This window comes from Plantibacter sp. AC185, from assembly GCF_979258065.1.
On record NZ_OZ409831.1, the window covers coordinates 374,930 to 396,411 of the forward strand.

A 21,482-nucleotide genomic window follows, 5' to 3' on the forward strand; every position below is an offset into this window, starting at 1 on the left:
GATCAAACCTCGCGCCGAGCGTCCCGCCCCGACGCGAACCGACTGAGCGCTCCGGTCGACGCGAGTGCCCTGACGAGGGCCCAGCCGACGACACCGGCGAGGATCGCGCCCGAGACGAGCAGCGAACCGAGGTAGATCGCGTTGAACTCGACACCCTTCTCGAGGTTGCCCGACATCACGAGCTCGAGAAGCCACGCGCCGGCCCCGGCTCCGGCACCGGCGAGGATCGCCGGAACGAGGCCGAAGCGCTTGTACGCGAGCGCCGCGAACACCAGCTCGGCGCCAAGGCCCTGAGCGAGCCCGGAGTACACCGTCGTGACGCCCCATGCGTTGCCGATGAGCGCGGAGACGATCGCTCCGATGGTCTCGACGAGGAGCGCTGCGCCGGGCTTCCGGATGATGAGTCCGCCGAGCACCCCACCGAGGAGCCAGATTCCGACGGCGATCCCGCCGAAACCGGGCGTGACGGCGCTGGCGCCCGCGTACCAGAGTGATCCGAGCGTGTTCCACGCCCAGAAGATGAGGCCGGTCGCGACGCCGAGCACGGCGACCACGACGATGTCGACGACCCTCCAGCGCAAGGTCCGCGACGCAACGCGTTCAGAGGGTGAGATCTTGGTCGATGCTGACACGATACGTGCCCTTCCTGTAGACGGAAAAGAGCACGGGATAGCGAGAAATGGTCTCCCTGCGCTGGCATGATCCAGATCAGGTTCGACGGTCGAAGGCGAATACCTTCCTCTCAGCCCGGTTCACCGGACTCCCGTGGTGGCACGAGTCTAACCCCTGCCGTGCGCAGTCGCACGACAGGGGTTCGACGGGGAGGGCTACTTCTTGAGGGCCTTGATCAGGCCGGCCAGAGCCTTGCCGCTCACCCAGATGAACGGGATCGCGACGGCGATGAGCGAGATGAGGTTCGGGTCGAAACGGAGACCCTCGTCGGTCTTGATGTAGGCACCGACCGGGATCGAGACGCCACCGCCGCCGCCGCCGCTCGGGGCGTCGTCGCCGTCGCCCTCGGAGCCGCCGCCGAAGCCGTAGTACGTCAGCGCGACGGGCACGAGCTTCGTGCCGTCGACGTCCTGCTGCTCCCCGTAGGCTGCGGACACGCCGAGCCCCTTCGCCTGTTCTGCCAGCTTCTCCACGAGATTCGTCATACCGCGAGGCTACCGCTCGGTATCCGCCGGTCCAAGGGGTTGATCCGTGCTCCCAGCACCCTGCGAGTCTCCGCGACTGCCGAGTCCGCGACGTCTCGGCTTGCCGAGGAGGGAGGCGGGAGCGATCGCGAGATCGCCGAACCGGCTCGCGACCCGGTCGATCGTCTGCTCGGCTTCACGCCACTCCTCGTCCGGGTCCCAGAGCCCGGCACCGGCCTCATCGGCGGGGACGAGCTGGTCGACCTTCACCCCGACGAGGCGCACGAGGCGTCCGCCGCGATCGAGGTCGTCGAACAGCGACGCCGCCTCGTCGTAGACCCGACGCCCGACGTTCGTGGCCTCGCCGATGGTGCGCGACCGGGTGATGACGCTGAAGTCCGCATAGCGGACGCGGATGCTGATCGTCCGTCCGGCGTAGCCGCCCTTCCGGAGCCGGATCGCGACGAGGCCGGCGAGGTTCAGCAGCTCGCGCTTGAGGATGGTCGGGTCCGAGACGTCCGTCGGGAAGGTCACCTCGTGGCTGACGCTCTTCTCGCGTCGTGCCAGCTCGATGCCGCGCGGATCGATCCCGTTCGCGAGCTCGAGGAGTCGGCGACCGGAGGCCTCACCGACCGCGCGCTGGAGCATCGACAGCGGGGTGGAGGCGAGCTGACCGATGGTCCGGATGCCCCGGTTCGTCAGCTGCTCCTCCGTCCGACCACCGACGCCCCATAGCGCACCGACCGGCAACGGATGGAGGAACGCCAAGGTCTCGTCGGCTGGTACGACCAGCAGACCATCGGGCTTCGACAGGCCGGAGGCGAGCTTCGCGACGTACTTCGTCGACGCCAGGCCGACCGAGCACGGCAGGCCGGTCGCGTCGAGGACCCGCTGCTTCACGAGCGCGGCGATCGTCCGCGGGCTCCCGAGCAACCGGACCGCACCGGAGACGTCGAGGAAGGCCTCGTCGATGCTCAGCGGCTCGACGAGCGGCGTCACCGACTCGAAGACCTTCATCACCCGGTCGGAGTACTCGCGGTACCTGCCGTGGTGGGGCGGCAGCACGACGGCGCTCGGACAGAGGCGCATCGCCTGGGACACCGGCATCGCCGCGCGCACGCCGTACCGGCGAGCCTCGTAACTGGCGGAGGTGACGACCGACCGCCCCTCCTTGTTGCCGACGATGATCGGCAGACCGCGCAGCTCGGGCCGTTCCAAGAGCTCGACCGAGACGAAGAACGCGTCCATGTCGACGTGGAGGATGGGGGTACCGCTGTCGTCGGCATCGTGCGCCGAGACGCGACGAGACGCTCCATCCTGCCGACTCATGCCTCCATTGTCGCAGTCGCCTCCGACACGCTCTCCACAAGGGCCGAGGCGGGAGGGCCCGGCGACGCTAGGCTGTCCGGCGATGAGCACGCGAACGCGGACCGGGTCGGCCCCGGCGGTCCCAGACCTCTCCGGGCGGGACCTCGCCCTCGACCTCGTGCGCGTCGCGTGCGTCGTGACGGTCGTCATCGTCCACCTCCTGATGGTCGCGGTGGCGGTCGAGCCGGACGGCACGATCGGCATCTCCCGAGCGTTGGAGCAGCAACCCTGGTTCGACACGGGTACCTGGTTCGGCCAGATCATGCCGCTGTTCTTCATCGTGGGCGGCTTCGCGACGATCACCGGCTGGCGCAGCACCGTCCGACGTGGTGGCGGGACCAGCGACTTCCTCCGGTCCCGGGTCTTCCGACTCGCCCTGCCGACGATCCCGGTCCTGCTCTTCCTCGCCGCGGGGCTGTGGCTCGCCGGGGCGTTCGGTGTCGACCCCGCCATCATCGAGGCCGTCGCCGCAGGCGTCGGGTCCCCGCTCTGGTTCCTGGCCGCCTACCTGCTGTGCCAGGCGGTCGCCCCGTTCCTCGCCACCTGCCACGACCGCCACCCCTTCCTGACCTGTGCGGCGCTGCTAGCCGGCGTGATACTCGTCGACGTGGTCCGTTACTCGACCGGCCTCCTGGGCATCGGTCTCGTCAACCTGGTGTTCGTCTGGCCGCTGCTGCAGCAGTTCGGGTTCTTCCTGGCCGACGGACGTCTCCGCTCCGTTCCGCGCCTCGTCCTCGTGGCCGTGGTGCTCGTCTCCTACGGTGCGCTCGTGCCGATCACGACCTGGATGCCGTACTCGACCAGCATGCTCGGCAACCTCAACCCGCCGACGCTCCCCCTCGTCGTCCTCGGCGTCGGGCAGCTCGCCCTGCTCGCCCTCGTGCACCCGCTACTCACCGCCATCATGCGGACCCGCGCCGCGCGAGCGGTCGTCTTCCTCATCGGGTCCCGGCTGATGACGGTGTACCTCTGGCATCTCCCCCTGATCATCGCGGTCGCCGGTCTCCAGCTCGCCCTCGGCATCCCCTTCGCGGAACCGCTGAGCGCCGCGTGGTGGTGGACCCGACCGGTCGTGCTGCTCGTCGTCGCGGTCCTGCTCGCGGGCGTCGGCACACTCCTCGGCCGCGTCGAGCACCCCCGCAAGCTGCGCCTCGACCCGGAACGCAAGCCGGCACACGTCGCCGTGTGGATCGCACTCGCGAGCGCCTTCATCATGCCCTTCGCGGAGATCTCCCACCCGCTCACCGCCGCGATGGCGGCTGCCGGCGCTGTCGGCTCGATCATCGCGGTCGTGCTCCTGAACCCGACCCGTCGGCCGGTCGAGCGCGTCGCGAGCGGATCAGACCAGGCCGTGGACCAGCGGCCGTAGCCATTCGCGGAAGGCCTCCCGGTCGTCCCGGAGCGACTCACTGACCACGATCGTGTCGGGCGCGACCACCCAGGCACCCGGTCGGCAGATCGGGAGCACCTCGAGGTCCAACCGGAACGAGCTGGATTGCCGGCGCAACTCGAACTGACGCTCGCGGATGAGTTCGTAGACGTCGGTGAGGCGACTCGGCGATCGGCCTGCGAGCGCGCGCTCGTACTCCCGGATGCGAGCCGACGCCCAGCGGTGCGCGTCGTCGTACGCCCGGTAGGCGAGCTCCTGCAGGTCGAGGGCTCGATCGAACACCTCGAAGTGGGGTGGGCGGACCTCGGCCATGAACAGGCGCGTGTCGCGACGGGCGATCCCGGTCCACCAGCCGTCGAACTGGACGGCGAGCGCGTCGAGGTCGAGGCCGGCGACGTCGATCCGCTCCAGCCCCGGCGTGACTGCCGGAAGCTGCGCGACGCATCGCCCCCCGAGCCCTGCCATGTCGCGGAACGCGAGCGCCAGCATGAGGGCCATCGGAGCGTCTTCCGTGACCTGCCACCGCATGGTGCCTTCGACCAGCATGGCGGAAGTGTATGCCGGGCCAGCAGTCGGCACCAGGGCTTCCCCTGGCCGACGACATCGGGCCCGTACCGCCGTCATCGACGGTGGCACGGGCCCGAGGGTGCAGCAAGTGACCGCTACTGCGAGGCGCGCTCCAGGACGAGTTCGCGCACACGCGCCGCATCGGCCTGTCCGCGCATGGCCTTCATCACGGCGCCGATGACCGCGCCGGCGGCCTGGACCTTGCCGTCGCGGATCTTGGCGAGGACGTCCGGCTGAGCGGCCAGTGCCTCGTCGATGGCGGCGATCAGCGGCCCGTCGTCGGACACGAGCGCGAGACCGCGAGCGTCGATGACCTCCTGAGGAGTGCCCTCCCCGTCGATGACGCCCTCGAGCACCTGGCGCGCGAGCTTGTCGTTGAGTGTTCCGTCCTCGACGAGCGCAGCGAGTGCCGCGACGTGCTCGGGCGACACGAGGCTCGTCGCCTCGACGTCGCGCTGGTTCGCGATCCGCGAGATCTCGCCCGTCCACCACTTCCGTGCAGCTGCCGGAGCGGCACCGGCCTCGACGGTGGCCGTGATCTCGTTCAGCAGACCACCGTTCACGACGTCCTGGAACTCCAGGTCGGTGAAGCCCCACTCGCTCTTCAGCCGGCGACGACGGACAGCCGGCTGCTCGGGCAGGGCCGCTCGGAGTTCCTCGATGAGTTCGGGCGACGGCACGACCGGGAGCAGGTCGGGCTCCGGGAAGTACCGGTAGTCGTCAGCGTCGCTCTTGGGCCGGCCGGCGGACGTGGCACCGGTGTCCTCGTGCCAGTGCCGCGTCTCCTGGACGATGGATCCGCCGTCCTTGAGGATCGCGGCCTGCCGCTGGATCTCGTAGCGGACGGCGCGCTCGACGGAACGCAGGGAGTTGACGTTCTTCGTCTCGGTGCGCGTGCCGAGCTTCTCCTGGCCGCGCGGGCGCAGCGAGATGTTGGCGTCGCAGCGGAGGTTCCCGCGCTCCATCTTCGCGTCGGAGATGCCGAGCGCCACGACGATGTCGCGGATCGCGGAGACGTAGGCCTTCGCAATCTCGGGCGCCCGGTGCTCGGTGCCGTAGATCGGCTTCGTGACGATCTCGACGAGCGGCACACCCGCGCGGTTGTAGTCGACGAGCGAGTACTCGGCACCCTGGATACGGCCGGTGGAACCGCCGATGTGCGTGAGCTTGCCGGCGTCCTCCTCCATGTGCGCGCGCTCGATCGGCACCGTCACGATGGTCCCGTCGGCCAGCTCGACGTCGACCGAGCCCTCGAAGGCGATCGGCTCGTCGAACTGCGAGATCTGATAGTTCTTCGCGAGGTCGGGGTAGAAGTAGTTCTTCCGCGCGAACCGGCTCGAGGGTGCGATCGAGCAGCCGAGGGCGAGCCCGAGGCTGATCGAGTACCGCACCGCCTGCTCGTTCACGACCGGGAGCGACCCGGGCAGACCGAGGCAGACCGGCGAGATGTTCGTGTTCGGAGCGTCGCCGAAGCCGTTCGGCGCCGAGGAGAACATCTTCGTCTTGGTGTTCAGCTCGACGTGCACCTCGAAGCCGAGCACCGGCTCGTACAGTTCGAGGGCTTCTTCGTAGGAGAGGAGCTTGTCCTTGGCCATGGGTTACCGACCTCCGAGAGCGGGTGCCTGCGAGATGAGGGTGTGCCCCCACGTCGATTCGAGAAGCGCCTCGAGGGCGGCGCCGACCCGGTAGAGCCTGGCGTCCTCCCGTGCTGGCGCCATGAACTGGATGCCGACGGGCAGTCCGTCTTCCGGGGCGAGACCGATCGGCACGCTGATGCCGGGCACGCCGGCGAGGTTCGCCGGGATGGTGGTGACGTCGTTCAGGTACATCGCCAGCGGGTCGTCGATACGCTCGCCCAGCTTGAACGCCGTCGTCGGGGCGCTCGGGCTCACGAGGACGTCGACCTGGTCGAAGGCCGCCGCGAAGTCGCGCTGGATGAGCGTCCGGACCTTCTGGGCGCTGCCGTAGTAGGCGTCGTAGTAGCCCGCGCTCAGTGCGTAGGTGCCGAGGATGATCCGTCGCTTCACCTCGGGACCGAAGCCGGCCTCGCGCGTCGCGGACATGACCTGCTCGACCGTGCCGCCACCCTCGGGCGTGACCCGCATGCCGAAGCGCACCGAGTCGAACTTCGCGAGGTTGCTCGACGCTTCGGCCGGGAGGATGAGGTAGTAGGCGGCGACGGCGTACTCGAAGTTCGGAGCGGAGACCTCGACGATCTCGGCTCCGTTCGCCTCGAGCACCGCGAGCGCCTCCTGGAAGCGGCTCTTCACGCCGGCTTGGAAGCCCTCACCGTTGAGCTCGGTGACGACGCCGACCCGGAGGCCGCGCAGCACGTCGCCGCGCGCTCCCTCGCGGGCCGCAGCGGCCATCGACGGCCAGGCGTCGCGGAGCGAGGTGGAGTCGAGGGCGTCGTGCCCGGCGATGACGTCGTGGAGGAGGCCCGAGTCGAGGACCGTGCGGCTGACCGGCCCGACCTGGTCGAGCGAGGAGGCGAGTGCGATCGCCCCGTAGCGGCTGACCGCGCCGTAGGTGGGCTTCACGCCGACCGTGCCGGTCACGTGCGCCGGCTGGCGGATGGACCCGCCGGTGTCGCTGCCGAGGGCGATGGGCGCCTCGAACGCGGCGACCGCGGCAGCGGAGCCACCGCCGGAACCGCCGGGGATGCGGTCGAGGTCCCACGGGTTGTGGGTCGGGCCGTACGCGGAGTGCTCCGTGCTCGAGCCCATGGCGAACTCGTCCATGTTCGTCTTGCCGAGCGGGACGAGACCGGCGGCACGTGACCGGGCGACCACGGTCGCGTCGAACGGTGACAGGTATCCCTCGAGGATCTTGCTCCCCGAGGTGGACGGCATGTCCGTCGTGACCAGGACGTCCTTGATGGCGAGCGGGACGCCCGCCAGCTCACCGAGGTCCTCGCCCGCGGCACGGCGTGCGTCGATGTCGGCGGCGACGTCGAGTGCGTGGTCCGAGACGTGGAGGAAGGCGTGGACGTCGCCGTCGACCTGCGCGATGCGGTCGAGGTGCGCCTGGGTGGCTTCGACGCTGGAGACCTCGCGAGCGCGGAGCTTGCTCGACAGCTCGGCTGCCGTGAGACCGATCAACCCGCTCACTGCTCCTCCCCCAGGATCGCCGAGACCTTGAAGCGACCGTCGGCCGATTCCGGCGCGTTCTGCAGCGCCTGCTCCCGCGTGAGCGTGTTGCCGACGACGTCGTCGCGGTACACGTTCTCGAGCGGGATCGGGTGGCTCGTCGCCGGGACGTCAGGCGTGGCCACCTGCTGCACCTTCTGGATGTTGTCCACGATGGAGTCGAGCTCCGTCGTGAGGTGGGCGATCTCGTCCTGGCTCAGGGCGATTCGAGCGAGGTTCGCGAGATGCGCGACCTGCTCGGTAGTGATTTCCGACATGCGTCTCCCGTACGTGTAGCGGTGGCGGTCGCTCCAGTCTATTCGCCAGGGACGTGGTCGTCCGTCGGGCTCCGCCCCTACAGTGGGACGGTGACCCAGAACGACTCGAGCAGCCGTCCCCGTCCCCCGCACGAGCGTCCCTGGCTCGCGAGCTACGCCGCCGACGTGCCGGACGACATCCCCGAGCAGACCGGCAGCCTCGGCGATCTCGTCGAAGCCTCCGCCGCGAGCTACCCGGACGCCGTCGCGCTGGAGTTCTTCGGGTCGACCACCACCTACACGGAGCTCGAGGCGCTCATCGCCCGTGCCGCCGCCGGCCTGCGCGCACTCGGTGTCCGGGCGGGAGACCCCGTCGCCCTCATGCTCCCGAACTGCCCGCAGCACATCGTCGCGTTCTACGCGGTCCTCAGGCTGGGCGCCGTCGTCATCGAGCACAATCCGCTCTACACCCCCCAAGAGCTCCGCCACCAGTTCGAGGACCACCGCGCGACGTTCGCGATCGTCTGGGACAAGGTCGCCGAGCACCTGCAGGACTTCCCGGCCGATCTGGCGGTGCACTCGCTCGTGACGATCGACGTGACCCGGGCGATGCCGCTCCACATGCGTGCTGCTCTCCGTCTGCCCATCCCGAAGGCGAGAGCCTCACGGGCTCAGCTCACCGCGCCGGTCTCGGGCACCGTGCGGTGGGAGCAGCTCCTGACCTCGGGGCCGCTGCCGGCGAGCCATCCGAAGCCCGCGACCGACGCCCTCGCACTCATCCAGTACACGAGCGGGACGACGGGCTCGCCCAAGGGGGCCGCACTCACCCACGGCAACCTGCTCGCGAATGCGGCGCAGTCCCGCGCCTGGGTGCCCACGGTCAAGCGTGGGGAGGCCGTCGTCTACGCGGTGCTCCCGATGTTCCACGCATACGGCCTGACGCTCTGCCTGACGTTCGCCATGAGTATGGGCTCGCGCCTCGTCCTCTTCCCGAAGTTCGACCCGGCGCTCGTCCTCAAGGTCATGAAGAAGCGCCCGCCGACCTTCCTGCCCGCCGTCCCGCCCATCGCCGACCGACTCCTGACCGCGGCGACCGAGCAGGGCGTGTCACTGCAGGGCACCGAGATCGCCATCTCTGGCGCGATGCCGCTGCCGCACGACCTCGTCGTCCCGTTCGAAGCCGCGTCCGGCGGCTTCCTCGTCGAGGGCTACGGCCTCTCCGAGTGCTCCCCGGTCATCTCCGCGAACCCGGTCTCGACCGCACGGAAGCCCGGGACGATCGGCCTCCCGCTGCCGAGCACCGAGGTGCGCGTCGTGGATCCCGACGACCCGGCGACCGATCGTCCGGCCGGCGAGGCGGGCGAGCTGCTCGTCCGCGGCCCGCAGGTGTTCCACGGCTACTACAACAAGCCCGAGGAGACCGCCGCCGTCCTGCTCCCAGGAGGCTGGTTCCGCACCGGCGACATCGTGTCCATCGACGAGGAGGGGTTCATGACCGTCGTCGACCGGATCAAGGAGCTCATCATCACCGGCGGGTTCAATGTGTCGCCGAGCGAGGTCGAGCAGGTCCTCCGCGGGCACGCATCGGTCGCCGACGCCGCCGTCGTCGGGCTCCCCGATCCCCACTCGGGCGAGCAGGTCGTCGCGGCCGTCGTCGCGGCTCCCGGTGCCACCGTGGATCCGGATGCCCTCCGAGCCTGGGCGCGCGAGATCCTCACCCCGTACAAGGTGCCGAAGCGGGTCGTCGTCGTGGACGAACTCCCGAAGTCGCTCATCGGCAAGGTGCTGCGCCGCCAGGTCCGCGACGAGCTGCTGCAGGCCGACGCGGGCTGAGCTCAGTCGGTCGGCGCCTCGTCGGCGGACGCCGCACCCTCGGCCTCATCCGCGGCCGGGGCCTCCGGCTCTCCGAGTGCTGCTGGACCCTCGGAGACGAGCAAGGCGAACTGCTCGGCGTCGATGATCCGCAGACCCAGTGCTTCGGCCTTCGCGAGCTTCGACCCGGCACCCGGGCCGGCGGCGACGAAGTCGGTCTTCTTCGAGACGCTCGACGCTGCCTTCCCGCCCGCCTGCACGATCGCTTCCAGCGCACCCTCCCGGGTGAAGCCCTCAAGCGAACCGGTGGCGACGACGGTGACACCGGACAGCACACCACCGGCCGCGACCGCCGCGCCAGGCCCAGGGTGTCCGGGTGTCGCCCACTGCACGCCCGCCGCAGTCCACTCCTCGACGATCTCGCGATGCCAGTCGACCTCGAACCAGGCGATGAGCGCGTCGGCGATGATCCCGCCCACGCCGTCGACCTCCGCGAGCTCGTCGCGGGTGGCCGCACGGATGGCGTCGAGCGAGCCAAAGTACTCCGCGAGTGACCGGGCGGCCACCGGGCCGACGTGGCGGATGTTCAGTGCCACGAGCAACCGCGCGAGCGGGCGGGTCTTCGCGCCGTCGAGGTTGGCGAGGAGTTCGATCGCGTTCTTGGACGGCACCGAGGACTCGTCGCCGTCGAACTCGTCCGCGGCCGGGTCGTGCACGCCGTCCTTCTTGGCGCGTCGGCGGCGGAAGGGCGTGACGCGCTTCTCGGATCCGTCCTCGTTGAGCTTGGGCAGCCCGGTCTCGTTGTCGCGGACGATCACGGTGACCGGGAAGATGTCGGCCATCGTGAGCGAGAAGAGTCCGGCCTCGGTCGTCAGCGGTGGTTCCGCGGGCTCCACCGGCTGGGTGAGCGCCGCTGCCGCCACCTCGCCGAGCGCCTCGACGTCGAGCGCACCACGGGAGCCGATGTGCTCGACGCGTCCGCGCACCTGCGCCGGGCAGCTCCGCGCGTTCGGGCAGCGCAGGTCGATGTCGCCCTCCTTCGCGGGGGCGAGGGCGGTACCGCACTCTGGGCAGTGCTCGGGCATGACGAACTCGCGCTCCGAACCGTCGCGGAGCTCGACGACCGGGCCGAGGACCTCGGGGATGACGTCGCCGGCCTTCCGGAGGACGACGGTGTCGCCGATGAGCACCCCCTTCGCCTTCACGACGTCCTGGTTGTGCAGGGTCGCCTGACGCACCTCGCTGCCGGCGACGAGCACCTTCTCCATGACGGCGAACGGGGTGGCGCGACCGGTGCGCCCGACGCTTACGACGATGTCGAGGAGCTTCGTGTTCACCTGCTCGGGCGGATACTTGTAGGCGATGGCCCATCGCGGAGCACGACTCGTCGCGCCGAGCTCGCCGTGGAGCTCGAGATCGTCGACCTTCACGACGACGCCGTCGATCTCGTGCTCGACGCTGTCGCGGTGGGCGCCGAAGTACTCGATGAACTCCGCCGCACCGGTCGCCTCGTCGTGGACCCGGTAGTGCGAGGAGGTCGGGAGCCCCCAGCTGTGCAGCAACTCGTAGACCTGCGACTGCCGGGCGACGGGCGGCTGTTCCCACGCGCCGATGCCGTGGACGAGCATCTGCAGTCGGCCGAGCCGGTCGTGCATGAGTGCGAGCTGGGCCGGGTTCTTGCTCTCCGCCTTCTGGCGCAGGGAACCGCTCGCCGCGTTGCGCGGGTTGGCGAAGACCCGTTCACCGGCGGCCGCCTGGTTGGCGTTCAGTTCACGGAAGGCCTCGACCGGGAAGAAGATCTCGCCCCGGACTTCGACGACTTCCGGGAACTCGACCTCGGGGTCGGACGACGTCAGGCGTTCGGGGATGGAACGGATGTACCGCACGTTCTCCGTGACGTCCTCGCCGACGACGCCGTCGCCGCGCGTGGCCGCGCTCACGAGGCGGCCGCGCTCGTACCGGAGGTTGATGGCGAGGCCGTCGATCTTCAGTTCGCAGAGGTACTGGACGGACCCTCCGGCGTCGCGCTCGACCTTGGCGGCCCAGGCGAGGAACTCCTCGATCGAGAAGACGTTGTCGAGGCTGAGCATGCGCTCGAGGTGGGTGACCGGGGCGAACAGCGTGGTCTCGGCACGCCCGCCGACGGTCTGGGTGGGGCTGTCCTGGCTCTGCAGCTCGGGGAAGAGACGCTCGAGCTCCTCGAGCCGACGGAGCATCGCGTCGTACTCCTCGTCGGAGGCGAGCGACTCGTTGCGCTCGTAGTACGCGTCGCGAAGCTCGAGGATGCGCGAGGTGAGTTCCTCGGCCTCGGTCGATGCCTGCTGGAGGGTCTGTCCGGTGCTGTTCGCCACGGCGTCCAGTCTACGAGCGGCGTCCGACACCGGCGGGCGCTTGACACCCGGCACGTCCTCCCAGATGTGCGCAACCGGGTCGGGGCGGGTCTCATCGAGGAGTAGGGTGTCGCAGTGCCGCAGGAACCATGCGCGCGGAATCGGAGGAACCATGTCGCAGTCCAGCAGTCCGGGAACGGGGGCGGCTCCTACCAGCAAGCAGCTGACCGCGCGCGTCATCGGCATCTCCGTCTCGGCCGCGGTCGGTGGCTTCCTCTTCGGATTCGACTCCTCCGTGGTGAACGGCGCGGTCGACGCGATGCAGGACCACTTCGCGCTCAGTGAGGCGCTCATCGGCTTCGCGGTCGCGTCAGCGCTGCTCGGTTGCGCGCTCGGCGCCTACCTCGCGGGCCGGATCGCCGACAGCCGCGGCCGCATCTTCACGATGCTGCTCGGTGCAGGCCTGTTCTTCATCTCCTCCTTCGGAGCCGGCTTCGCCTTCTCCCCCTGGGACCTCGTGATCTGGCGCATCGTCGGCGGGCTCGGTATCGGCATCGCCTCGGTCGTGGCTCCGGCATACATCGCCGAGATCGCCCCGAGCGCCATCCGCGGCCGTCTCGCCTCGCTGCAGCAGCTCGCCATCACGCTCGGCATCTTCGCCGCGCTCCTGTCCGACTCCGTCCTGGCGGGCGCCGCCGGCGGCGCCTCGAACCCGCTGTGGTTCGGCGTCGAGGCCTGGCGCTGGATGTTCATCGCCTGCGCGCTCCCGGCCGTGGTCTACGGCGTGCTCGCGATGCGGCTCCCCGAGTCGCCCCGGTTCCTCGTCCGCAAGGGCAAGTCGGACGAGGCCCGTCGGATCTTCGCGACCGTCTGGCCGCAGGAGGAGGTGGATCGCGCCGTCAAGCTCGCCGAGCAGGCGGTGAAGGACGATGAGCAGCAGAAGAAGGCGACCCTCTGGGGCGGACGCTTCGGGCTCCTGCCGATCGTCTGGATCGGCATCATCCTGTCGATCTTCCAGCAGTTCGTCGGCATCAACGTGATCTTCTACTACTCGACGACGCTGTGGAAGGCCGTCGGGTTCCAGGAGTCCGACTCGCTCCTCATCTCGGTCATCACCTCGGTGACGAACGTCGCGGTCACCGTCGTCGCCATCCTGCTCGTGGACCGCATCGGTCGACGGCCGATCCTCCTCGCGGGTTCCATCGGTATGACGGTCTCGCTCGGCGCGATGGCGATCGCGTTCACGCAGTCGGTCACCGACAGCGCCGGCGAGGTCTCGCTGCCCCAGCCCTGGGGCACGATCGCCCTCGTGGCCGCCAACGTGTTCGTCGTCGCGTTCGGCGCGTCGTGGGGACCGCTCGTCTGGGTGCTCCTCGGCGAGATCTTCCCGAACCGCCTGCGCGCGAAGGCGCTCGGTGTCGCGGCGATGGCGCAGTGGATCGCGAACTTCCTCATCACAGTCAGCTTCCCGGCCCTCGCCGCGTTCTCCCTGCCGGTGACCTACGGCATGTACGCGCTGTTCGCGCTCCTCTCGTTCGTCTTCGTCCTCGCGAAGATCCCCGAGACGAACGGCCTGACGCTCGAAGAGGCGGAGACCCTCTTCGTCAAGAAGCCCAAGAAGTCCAAGGCGGGCGCACAGACCCGATCCTGACGACCGACGCAGAACGCCCGACGAGCCTGGCTCGTCGGGCGTTCCGTCGTTCCTGGGGTCCTCAGGCGGAGGCGGCGGCTCCGACGGGCACCGCACTGACGGTGCGGTCGATCGTGAACTGGCCGAGGACGCGCGTCCCGCTGTACAGCACGGCGGTCTGTCCGGGAGCGACGCCGTCGAGTGGCGTCTCCGGGTGGACGACGAGCTCGCCGTCGACGAGCGTCAGTGCGGCGGGAACCGGATCGGCGTGCGCACGGATCTGGACGTCGCACGGGATCGGTGCGACACCGACCTCCGGAGCCCTCCCAGCCCAGGTGAAGCGCGAACCGGCGATCTCGCCGATGGCGAGCGCCTCCTTCGGCCCGACGACGACCGTGTTGTCCTTCGGGCGCACCTCGAGGACGAAGCGCGGACGTCCATCCGGCGCGGGCACGCCGAGGTGCAGGCCCTTGCGCTGGCCGACGGTGAAGGCGTGGGCACCCTCGTGCGAACCGACGACGGCTCCGTCTCGGTCGAGGACCTGGCCGGTCTCGGTGCCGACCCGCTCCCCCAGCCAGCCCTTCGTATCGCCGTCGGGGATGAAGCAGATGTCGTGGCTGTCGGGCTTGTTCGCCACCGTGAAGCCGCGCTCCGCGGCCTCGGCTCGGACCTCGGCCTTCGACGGCGTCGCGCCGAGCGGGAACATCGAGTGCGCGAGCTGTTCGGCGGTGAGCACGCCCAGGACGTACGACTGGTCCTTGGCCCAGGCACTCGCGCGGTGCAGCTCACGATCGCCCTCGGGGCTCGTGACGATCGTGGCGTAGTGACCGGTCACGACCGCGTCGAACCCGAGGTCGAGCGCCTTCTCGAGCAACGCCGCGAACTTGATCTTCTCGTTGCAACGCATGCACGGGTTCGGGGTCCGGCCGGCGCGGTACTCGGCGATGAAGTCGTCCACCACGTCGAGCTTGAAGCGCTCTGAGAAGTCCCACACGTAGTACGGGATGCCGATCAGGTTCGCCGCACGCTGGGCGTCCATCGAGTCCTCGATGGTGCAGCACCCGCGACTGCCGGTCCGGAGCGTGCCCGGCATCCGGCTGAGCGCCAGGTGGACGCCGACCACCTCATGGCCTGCGTCGACGGCGCGTGCCGCTGCCACGGCGGAGTCGACTCCGCCACTCATCGCTGCCAGAACTTTCACCGGGCAAGTCTACGCGCCAGCCGCTGGACGGCCACCCGCAAGCGGTGACGGTGCGGCTGCTCAGGGACGAGCGCCCAGCGCCGTGTCGCGGTCGGCGGAACCGGCCCGACTCGCCTGTGCGTACGCGCGCGGCAGGGCCTGGAGGAAGTCGTCCACGTCCGTCTCGGTCGTCGTCCGGCCCAGCGTGATCCGGAGGACCGATCGGGCCTCCGTCTCCGGGCGTCCCATCGCGAGCAGGACATGTGACGGTTCCGGGACGCCGGCCTGGCAGGCGGAACCCGTCGAGACCGCCACCCCTGCGAGGTCGAGGAGGAAGAGCATCGAGTCTCCCTGTGCGCCGGGGAACACGAAGTTCGCGTTCGACGCGAGTCGCTCGCTGGGATCACCCGTCAGCTCGGCCTCCGGAACGGTCGCCCGCACGCCGGCCACGAGTCGGTCTCGCAAGGTGCCGAGACGCTCCTGCTCCGCGGTCCGCTCGAGCGCCATGAGCTCCGCGGCGACGGCGAATCCGACGGCTGCCGCGACGTCCTGCGTGCCGGAGCGGAGTCCGCGCTGCTGTCCGCCACCGTGCTGCAACGGCTCCACCACGGCTGCGCGGCTCACGACCAGCGCTCCGATCCCCACAGGACCACCGATCTTGTGCGCGGAGACGCTGAGCGCGACGAGACCGCTGGCACCGACGGATCCGGATGCGGCGCGAAGGTCGGCGAGGTCGATGGGGAGGTGTCCGTAGGCCGAGACCGCGTCCAGGTGGAACGGCACCGCGGCTGCTGCGGCGAGCGCCGCCAGCCGGACGACGGGCTGGATGGTGCCGACCTCGTTGTTCGCCCAGAGCGCCGTCGCCACGGCGATGTCGGGGCCGTGGTCGGCGAAGCGCTCGGCCGCCGTGTCGAGTGAGACCCGGCCGAGGTCGTCGAGCGGGATCCAGAGCGGGGCTGCACCCTCGTGGCGCTCGAGCCATTCGACGGTGTCGAGCGTGGCGTGGTGCTCCCCCGCCGGTGCGAGTACGGCGGCACGGCGTCGATCCTGCTGGCGGTGCCAGTAGAGCCCCTTGAGGGCGAGGTTGATGGATTCGGTGCCGCCGGAGGTGAAGACGAGTTCGATGGGGTCGCACCCGAGGGTCGCTGCGACCCGCTCACGCGCCTCTTCGAGGAGGCGGCGGGCCTGTTGCCCGGGGCCGTGGATGGAGGCCGGGTTGCCGACGGTCGCCATCGCGGACGCGTAGGCCTCGATCACCTCGTGTCGCACCGGGGTCGTCGCGGCGTGGTCCAGGTACACCACCATGCCGCTCCTCCCCTCGCCGCGGTGTCCGCGGATCTTCGCGCACTCCCGCACTCACTACTGTAGAACCCATGAACGCTGGTGACCCCTTCCACGATCTCGGCGTCCGCCTCGGCCCGTCCGGTGGTGAGCTCCGTGTGTGGTCCGAGCACGCGGATGCCCTCGAACTCGTGATCTTCGACGACAAGGATCTGAACTGGATCACCCACTCGGTCGAGATGACCCGAGACGACGATGGAATCTGGAGTGGGAGTTCCGAGGAGCTGGTGCTCGGCCGACGCTACGCGGTCCGCGCTTCCGGGCCGTCCTCGCCGAACAACGCTTTCGACCCAAGCCTGCTGCTGCTCGACCCCTACGCCCGCGGCCTCGCCCGGGTGTCGGCCGAGCAGTGGCGTTCCGTCGTCGTCGACGACGCGTTCGACTGGGGCGGTGTGCAGAAACCCCGTGTCCCGCTCGACAGGACCGTCGTGTACGAGGCGCACGTCAAGGGGCTGAGCAAGCTGCACCCGGATGTCCCGGAGGAGCTGCGGGGCACGTATGCGGGCCTCGCCCACCCCGCGATGATCGCGCATCTGCACGATCTCGGCGTGACGAGCGTCGAACTGCTGCCGGTGCACGCGTTCACCTCTGAGCAACGTCTCATCAAGCAGGGCCTCGTCAACTACTGGGGCTACAACACCCTGAACTTCTTCAGTCCACACGCCTCCTACGCGACGAAGACGGCTCAGGCGGGTGGAGCGGACGAGGTCCTCCGCGAGTTCAAGGGCATGGTGAAGCTGCTGCACCAGGCCGGCCTCGAGGTCATCCTCGACGTCGTCTACAACCACACCGCCGAGGAGGGTCCCGGCGGCCCCCGCACGAGCTTCCGCGGCATCGACAACGCGACCTACTACCGTCAGGACGCCACCGGCGCCTACATCGACGTGACGGGCTGCGGCAACACCGTGGACTTCGGCCACCCGGTCCCGCAGCAGCTCGTACTCGACTCGTTGCGGTACTGGGCGGACGAGGTGCAGATCGACGGCTTCCGGTTCGACCTCGCCGCGACGCTCGGTCGGAACGAGGCGGTCGAGTTCACGTCCGACCATCCCCTGCTCGAGGCGATCGTCCACGACCCGTCGCTCGTCGACGCGAAGATGATCGCCGAGCCCTGGGACGTCGGGATGGGCGGCTGGCAGACGGGGAACTTCCCTGACGGTTGGCACGAGTGGAACGACCGGTACCGGGATCGTGTCCGCAACTTCTGGCTCTCCGACATCGACTACGCGAGACGGGCGGACGCCCCGGTCGGGATCGGTGGGTTCGCGACCCGTCTGGCCGGATCGAGCAACACCTTCTCCGCTGAGCGCGGTCCGCTGGCCTCCGTCAACTTCATCACGGCCCACGACGGGTTCACCCTGGCCGACCTCGTCTCGTACGACGTCAAGCACAACGTCGGGAACGGCGAGTCCAACCGCGACGGGACGGACAACAACCGCTCCTTCAACCACGGTGCCGAGGGCCCGACGGACGACCCCGCGATCCTCGCCGCTCGTCGCAAGGCGATGCGGAACCTGCTCGGCACGCTCCTGCTGTCGGCGGGTGTCCCGATGCTCACGGCAGGCGACGAGTTCGGGCGGAGTCAGCGCGGCAACAACAACGCTTACTGTCACGACTCCGAGCTGACGTGGGTCGGATGGACGAGGGAGCCCTGGCAGGACCAGTTGCTCGCGCACAGCCGTCGGCTCCTCGAACTCCGGCGCGAACACCCCGCCCTCCGACCGGAGCACTTCGCCGCCGCCGGGACGACGGTGCCCGGCGCGAGCGTCATGGACTGGTTCGACGCTTCGGGCGCGACCATGAGCACCGAGGACTGGACGAGTCCGCGGAACCGGACACTGCAGTTCTTCTCGACGAGCACGCCGGAGTCCGAGGAGCTCGACCGCGTGCTGCTCATCGTGCACGGCGTCGAGCAGCCGGTCGAGGTCACCCTGCCCGAGCACGAGGGCGTGACCGCGTTCGTGCGCATCTGGAACTCCGCGGACGACGCACCGATGTCCGAGGAGGAGCAGTTCGTCCCCGGCCAGACGGTCCCGGTCTCCGCCACGTCGATGCAACTCTTCCGAGCCGTCTGACGATGGCGAAGCGCAGGGTCGAGGGCGGAGGCACGCCGGCGACGGTGACGTTGACCTCGCTGGGCATCCCCTTCACCCCGCGCGCCTACCGACACGACCCGTCGGTGACGGCCTTCGGTCTCGAAGCCGCCACGGCGCTCGGCGTCGACCCGCCCAGGGTGTTCAAGACCCTGCTGGCGGAGGTGGACGGGTCGCTCGTCGTCGCGATCGTCCCGGTCGCCGACCAACTCGACCTCAAGGCGCTCGCGGCGGCCCTCGACGGGAAGCGGGCGACGATGGCGGACCCTGCCGTCGCCGAGCGGAAGACGGGCTACGTGGTCGGCGGCATCAGCCCGATCGGGCAGCGCACCACGCTCCCGACGGTGCTCGACGAGAGCGCCTTCGAGCACGAGACGGTGTTGGTCTCGGGCGGTCGGCGCGGGTTCGACCTCGAACTCGCCCCGTCCGACCTCAGATCGGCCGTCGCCGCCGTCGTCGCGCGGATCGCCAGATAGTCGGATCCCTCGACGCACCGGCCCGAGGGTCGCACCGGCGCGTCGGAGGAGATCGCCCTACTGGTCCGCCACGGCGACGAGCCCGAGTTCCGCGGGGGTGAGGAGCAGCTCGTGTCTCGGCACGATGCGCACCGTGTACCCGAACCCGCCGGCCCGATCGAGGGGAAGCGTCCCGGCGTACTCGAGTGTGTGCTCCGGCCGACTCGTCGACGGCGACTGCTGCTGCTCGAGCGGCTGCGTCCGGATGTCGAGCAGTTCACCTCCGGCACCGGGAACCCCGCAGACCACCTCGACGGTCACGTCCTCGGGTGACAGCGATCCCAGCTGGACGTAGGCGCGCAGCCGCAGCACGTCACCGACCTGCGGGACCGCGTCGACACCGCCGCTCTCGACATGGGCGACCGCCAGCTGCGGCCAGGCCTCGCGCACCCGCTGCTTGTAGGCCGCCAGCTCGCGCGCCCGCTGCTGATCGGACGCGTTCAGCTCGCGCTCCATCGCCGCCGCCGGGAGGTACATGCGCTCCGTGTACTCGCGGACCATGCGGTCGGCGCTGAGGGGTTCGGACAACGTCGAGATCGTGTGTCGCACCATCTGCATCCAACGCTGCGGCAGACCGTCGTCTCCGCGCTCGTAGAACCGTGGCACCAGCTGGTGCTCGAGGATCTCGTACAGCGCCGTGGCCTCGAGGGCGTCGCGTTCCTCGTCGTCCGCCGCCCCGTCCGCCGACGGGATGACCCAACCGTTCTCGCCGTCCGCGTACTCGTTCCACCATCCGTCGAGGATCGACAGGTTCAGGGCACCGTTGAGCGCGGCCTTCATGCCGGACGTCCCGCAGGCCTCGAGGGGACGCAGCGGGTTGTTCAACCACACGTCACAGCCGGGGTAGAGCGTCTTGGCCATCCCGATGCCGTAGTCCGGCAGGAAGACGATGCGCGATCGGAGCTCGGGATCCTGGGCGAACTGTACGAGGCGCTGGATGAGTCGCTTGCCGTCGTCGTCCGCCGGGTGTGCCTTGCCCGCGACGACGATCTGGACGGGCCGTTCGGGGTGGAGCAGGATCGCGCGCAGTCGGTCGGGATCGCGCAGCATGAGGGTGAGCCGCTTGTAGCTCGGCACCCGCCGGGCGAACCCGATCGTCAACACCTCGGGGTCGAGCAGTTCGTCGATCCAGGACGGGAGCACCGCTTGCGGGTTCTGGGTCCGATAACCATCGGCGATCCGGCGCCGTACGTCGGCGACGAGGCGCTCCCGCATCCCGTGCTTGCGCGACCAGAGCTCGGCGTCCGAGAGCGACGGATCGGACCAGTCCGCCCGACTCGTGTCGGTCGTCCCCCACCGGTCCACGGCGAGGTCGACGAGCGACGGATCGGTCCAGCTCGGGGCGTGGACTCCGTTCGTGATCGACGTGATCGGCACGTCCGAGACGTCGAAGCCGGGCCAGAGGCCTCGGAACATCGCCCGGCTCACCTCGCCGTGCAGCCGACTGACGCCGTTCGCGCGCTGCGCCAGACGCAGGCCCATGATCGCCAGGTTGAAGACGTCGGCCGAGCCGCCGTTCGCCGTCTCGTCGCCGAGTGCGAGGACGTCCGGTGCGGCGACGCCCGGGAGTAGGTCACCGCTGAAGTAGCGCGTGATCACCTCACGGTCGAACCGGTCGATCCCGGCCGGAACGGGGGTGTGCGTCGTGAAGACGGTCCCGCCGCGCACGAGCTGCAGCGCCTCGTCGAAGGAGAGTCCGTTCCCGACGAGGTCGCTGATCCGCTCGAGCCCCAGGAAACCGGCGTGGCCTTCGTTGGAGTGGTAGACCTGCGGCAGCGCGTGGTCCGTGAGCTCGCTCCACTGCTTGATCGCTCGGACGCCGCCGATGCCGAGGAGGAGTTCCTGCAGGAGTCGATGCTCGCCGCCACCGCCGTACAACCGGTCCGTCACCCCGCGCAGGTCGGCGACGTTCTCCGGGATGTCCGTGTCGAGCAGCAGCAGTGGCACCCGACCGACCTCGGCGATCCAGACCCGTGCCGACAGGCTCCGGTCGTCGGGGAGCGCCAGGGTGACGGTGACCGGTGTCCCGTCCGGTTCCCGGAGCACGGTGACCGGGAGTCCGTCGGGGTCCTGCACGGGATAGGACTCCTGCTGCCAGCCGTCGTTCGTGATCGACTGCGCGAAGTATCCGGAGCGGTAGAGGAGGCCCACGCCGACGAGCGGCACACCCAGGTCGGACGCGCTCTTCAGGTGGTCGCCGGCGAGGATGCCGAGGCCGCCCGAATACTGCGGCAGGGCCGCGGCGATACCGAATTCGGGCGAGAAGTAGGCGATCGTCTGCGGTTTCGGGTCCGGGAGGCCCTGGTACCACCGCGGCTCCTCCAGGTACCGGCGGAGGTCGGCGTGCAAGGCGTCGGCCCGCCCGACGAAGTCCGCATCGGCGGCGAGTTCCGCCAGTCGCTCCGGTGTCACGAGTCCGAGGCCGCTGATCGGATCGTGGTCGGACTCGCGCCAGACGTCCGGTGCGATCTCGTCGAACAGGCGCTGCGTCGGCTCGTGCCACGACCACCGCAGGTTCGCAGCAAGGGCGGTGAGCGAGGTCAGGGACTCGGGGATGAGCGCGCGGACGGTAAACCTGCGGATAGCCTTCACGCGCTCACTCTATGGCAACCGCAGCGGCCGCTCAGGACACGGCAGCGCCCGAGGCCTTAGCATGACGCGCGACACCCCGCGCGCCCCTTCATCGGTGGTCGTTTCGCGGTACGGTCGGACCAGTGGCACCGAAGGAGATGGAA

At 69.7% G+C, this 21,482-nt stretch carries 16 protein-coding genes and 1 riboswitch; of the genes, 5 read left to right on the forward strand and 11 right to left on the reverse strand.

Annotated elements, in window-relative coordinates:
* Positions 1-2: 2 nt before the first annotated feature.
* The 3 genes from ACZZZB_RS01715 to dinB all read right to left on the reverse strand — a co-directional run bounded on the left by ACZZZB_RS01715 (position 3) and on the right by dinB (position 2,465).
* Positions 3-632 (reverse strand): ECF transporter S component, encoded by a 630-nt coding sequence (locus ACZZZB_RS01715; protein WP_194644445.1) that lies wholly within the window; start codon positions 630-632, stop codon positions 3-5.
* A gap of 36 nt (positions 633-668) precedes the next feature.
* Positions 669-777: riboswitch (TPP riboswitch) on the reverse strand.
* A 50-nt stretch (positions 778-827) separates the two neighbouring features.
* A complete protein-coding gene (locus ACZZZB_RS01720) occupies positions 828-1,157 on the reverse strand; it encodes a hypothetical protein (RefSeq protein WP_079705686.1) in 330 nt (109 codons plus the stop codon).
* Positions 1,158-1,166: 9 nt separating this feature from the next.
* Positions 1,167-2,465: a DNA polymerase IV gene (dinB, locus tag ACZZZB_RS01725; RefSeq protein WP_192018113.1), complete on the reverse strand. Its 1,299-nt coding sequence runs from the start codon at positions 2,463-2,465 to the stop codon at positions 1,167-1,169.
* 82 nt (positions 2,466-2,547) lie between these two features.
* Between dinB and ACZZZB_RS01730 the strand changes: the two genes are divergently transcribed.
* On the forward strand, positions 2,548-3,873 hold the full coding sequence (locus ACZZZB_RS01730; protein WP_463528840.1) for an acyltransferase family protein: 1,326 nt from the start codon (positions 2,548-2,550) through the stop codon (positions 3,871-3,873).
* On the opposite strand, the gene ACZZZB_RS01735 is transcribed toward ACZZZB_RS01730, so the two are convergent.
* The 4 genes from ACZZZB_RS01735 to gatC form a co-directional block, all read right to left on the reverse strand.
* Positions 3,844-4,440 carry a hypothetical protein gene (locus ACZZZB_RS01735; protein WP_194644443.1) on the reverse strand — a complete coding sequence of 199 codons (597 nt, stop codon included), beginning with the start codon at positions 4,438-4,440 and terminating at the stop codon, positions 3,844-3,846. The two genes, ACZZZB_RS01730 and ACZZZB_RS01735, sit on opposite strands and share 30 nt — an antisense overlap.
* A gap of 116 nt (positions 4,441-4,556) precedes the next feature.
* A complete protein-coding gene (gene gatB, locus ACZZZB_RS01740) occupies positions 4,557-6,056 on the reverse strand; it encodes an Asp-tRNA(Asn)/Glu-tRNA(Gln) amidotransferase subunit GatB (RefSeq protein WP_064295122.1) in 1,500 nt (499 codons plus the stop codon).
* Positions 6,057-6,059: 3 nt separating this feature from the next.
* Positions 6,060-7,571 carry an Asp-tRNA(Asn)/Glu-tRNA(Gln) amidotransferase subunit GatA gene (gatA, locus tag ACZZZB_RS01745; RefSeq protein WP_137241850.1) on the reverse strand — a complete coding sequence of 504 codons (1,512 nt, stop codon included), beginning with the start codon at positions 7,569-7,571 and terminating at the stop codon, positions 6,060-6,062.
* Positions 7,568-7,867, reverse strand: coding sequence for an Asp-tRNA(Asn)/Glu-tRNA(Gln) amidotransferase subunit GatC (gatC, locus tag ACZZZB_RS01750; protein WP_064295120.1), 300 nt, complete (start codon positions 7,865-7,867; stop codon positions 7,568-7,570). The genes gatA and gatC overlap by 4 nt, the downstream gene beginning before the upstream one ends.
* 90 nt (positions 7,868-7,957) lie before the next feature.
* On the opposite strand from gatC, the gene ACZZZB_RS01755 reads away from it, so the two are divergent.
* Entirely contained in the window at positions 7,958-9,679 is a 1,722-nt protein-coding gene (locus ACZZZB_RS01755) for a long-chain-fatty-acid--CoA ligase (RefSeq protein ID WP_463528841.1), read from the forward strand.
* Between the two features lie 2 nt (positions 9,680-9,681).
* Here ACZZZB_RS01755 and ligA read toward each other — a convergent pair whose 3' ends face one another.
* Positions 9,682-12,009 carry an NAD-dependent DNA ligase LigA gene (gene ligA / locus ACZZZB_RS01760; RefSeq protein WP_463528842.1) on the reverse strand — a complete coding sequence of 776 codons (2,328 nt, stop codon included), beginning with the start codon at positions 12,007-12,009 and terminating at the stop codon, positions 9,682-9,684.
* 151 nt (positions 12,010-12,160) lie between these two features.
* Here ligA and ACZZZB_RS01765 point away from each other — a divergent pair, with 151 nt between their 5' ends.
* Positions 12,161-13,639: a sugar porter family MFS transporter gene (locus ACZZZB_RS01765; protein WP_079705678.1), complete on the forward strand. Its 1,479-nt coding sequence runs from the start codon at positions 12,161-12,163 to the stop codon at positions 13,637-13,639.
* 61 nt (positions 13,640-13,700) lie between these two features.
* Here the strand turns inward: ACZZZB_RS01765 and mnmA are convergent, their stop codons facing one another.
* Positions 13,701-14,819, reverse strand: coding sequence for a tRNA 2-thiouridine(34) synthase MnmA (gene mnmA / locus ACZZZB_RS01770; RefSeq protein WP_229938575.1), 1,119 nt, complete (start codon positions 14,817-14,819; stop codon positions 13,701-13,703).
* 60 nt (positions 14,820-14,879) lie between these two features.
* A complete protein-coding gene (locus tag ACZZZB_RS01775; RefSeq protein ID WP_463528843.1) occupies positions 14,880-16,103 on the reverse strand; it encodes a cysteine desulfurase family protein in 1,224 nt (407 codons plus the stop codon).
* A gap of 68 nt (positions 16,104-16,171) precedes the next feature.
* On the opposite strand from ACZZZB_RS01775, the gene glgX reads away from it, so the two are divergent.
* Both glgX and ybaK read left to right on the forward strand, forming a co-directional pair.
* Entirely contained in the window at positions 16,172-18,214 is a 2,043-nt protein-coding gene (glgX, locus tag ACZZZB_RS01780; RefSeq protein WP_463528844.1) for a glycogen debranching protein GlgX, read from the forward strand.
* Positions 18,215-18,216: 2 nt separating this feature from the next.
* Positions 18,217-18,708 (forward strand): Cys-tRNA(Pro) deacylase, encoded by a 492-nt coding sequence (gene ybaK / locus ACZZZB_RS01785; RefSeq protein ID WP_463528845.1) that lies wholly within the window; start codon positions 18,217-18,219, stop codon positions 18,706-18,708.
* Positions 18,709-18,765: 57 nt separating this feature from the next.
* Here the strand turns inward: ybaK and glgP are convergent, their stop codons facing one another.
* Positions 18,766-21,339 carry an alpha-glucan family phosphorylase gene (glgP, locus tag ACZZZB_RS01790; protein ID WP_463528846.1) on the reverse strand — a complete coding sequence of 858 codons (2,574 nt, stop codon included), beginning with the start codon at positions 21,337-21,339 and terminating at the stop codon, positions 18,766-18,768.
* Positions 21,340-21,482: the final 143 nt, after the last annotated feature.

Coding starts and splice junctions, on each gene's coding strand:
- ACZZZB_RS01720 (WP_079705686.1), bottom strand. CDS start 1,157: ATGACGAATCTCGTGGAGAAGCTGGCAGAACAGGCGAAGGGGCTCGGC.
- dinB (WP_192018113.1), bottom strand. CDS start 2,465: ATGAGTCGGCAGGATGGAGCGTCTCGTCGCGTCTCGGCGCACGATGCC.
- ACZZZB_RS01730 (WP_463528840.1), top strand. CDS start 2,548: ATGAGCACGCGAACGCGGACCGGGTCGGCCCCGGCGGTCCCAGACCTC.
- ACZZZB_RS01735 (WP_194644443.1), bottom strand. CDS start 4,440: ATGCTGGTCGAAGGCACCATGCGGTGGCAGGTCACGGAAGACGCTCCG.
- gatB (WP_064295122.1), bottom strand. CDS start 6,056: ATGGCCAAGGACAAGCTCCTCTCCTACGAAGAAGCCCTCGAACTGTAC.
- gatC (WP_064295120.1), bottom strand. CDS start 7,867: ATGTCGGAAATCACTACCGAGCAGGTCGCGCATCTCGCGAACCTCGCT.
- ACZZZB_RS01765 (WP_079705678.1), top strand. CDS start 12,161: ATGTCGCAGTCCAGCAGTCCGGGAACGGGGGCGGCTCCTACCAGCAAG.
- ACZZZB_RS01775 (WP_463528843.1), bottom strand. CDS start 16,103: ATGGTGGTGTACCTGGACCACGCCGCGACGACCCCGGTGCGACACGAG.
- glgX (WP_463528844.1), top strand. CDS start 16,172: ATGAACGCTGGTGACCCCTTCCACGATCTCGGCGTCCGCCTCGGCCCG.
- ybaK (WP_463528845.1), top strand. CDS start 18,217: ATGGCGAAGCGCAGGGTCGAGGGCGGAGGCACGCCGGCGACGGTGACG.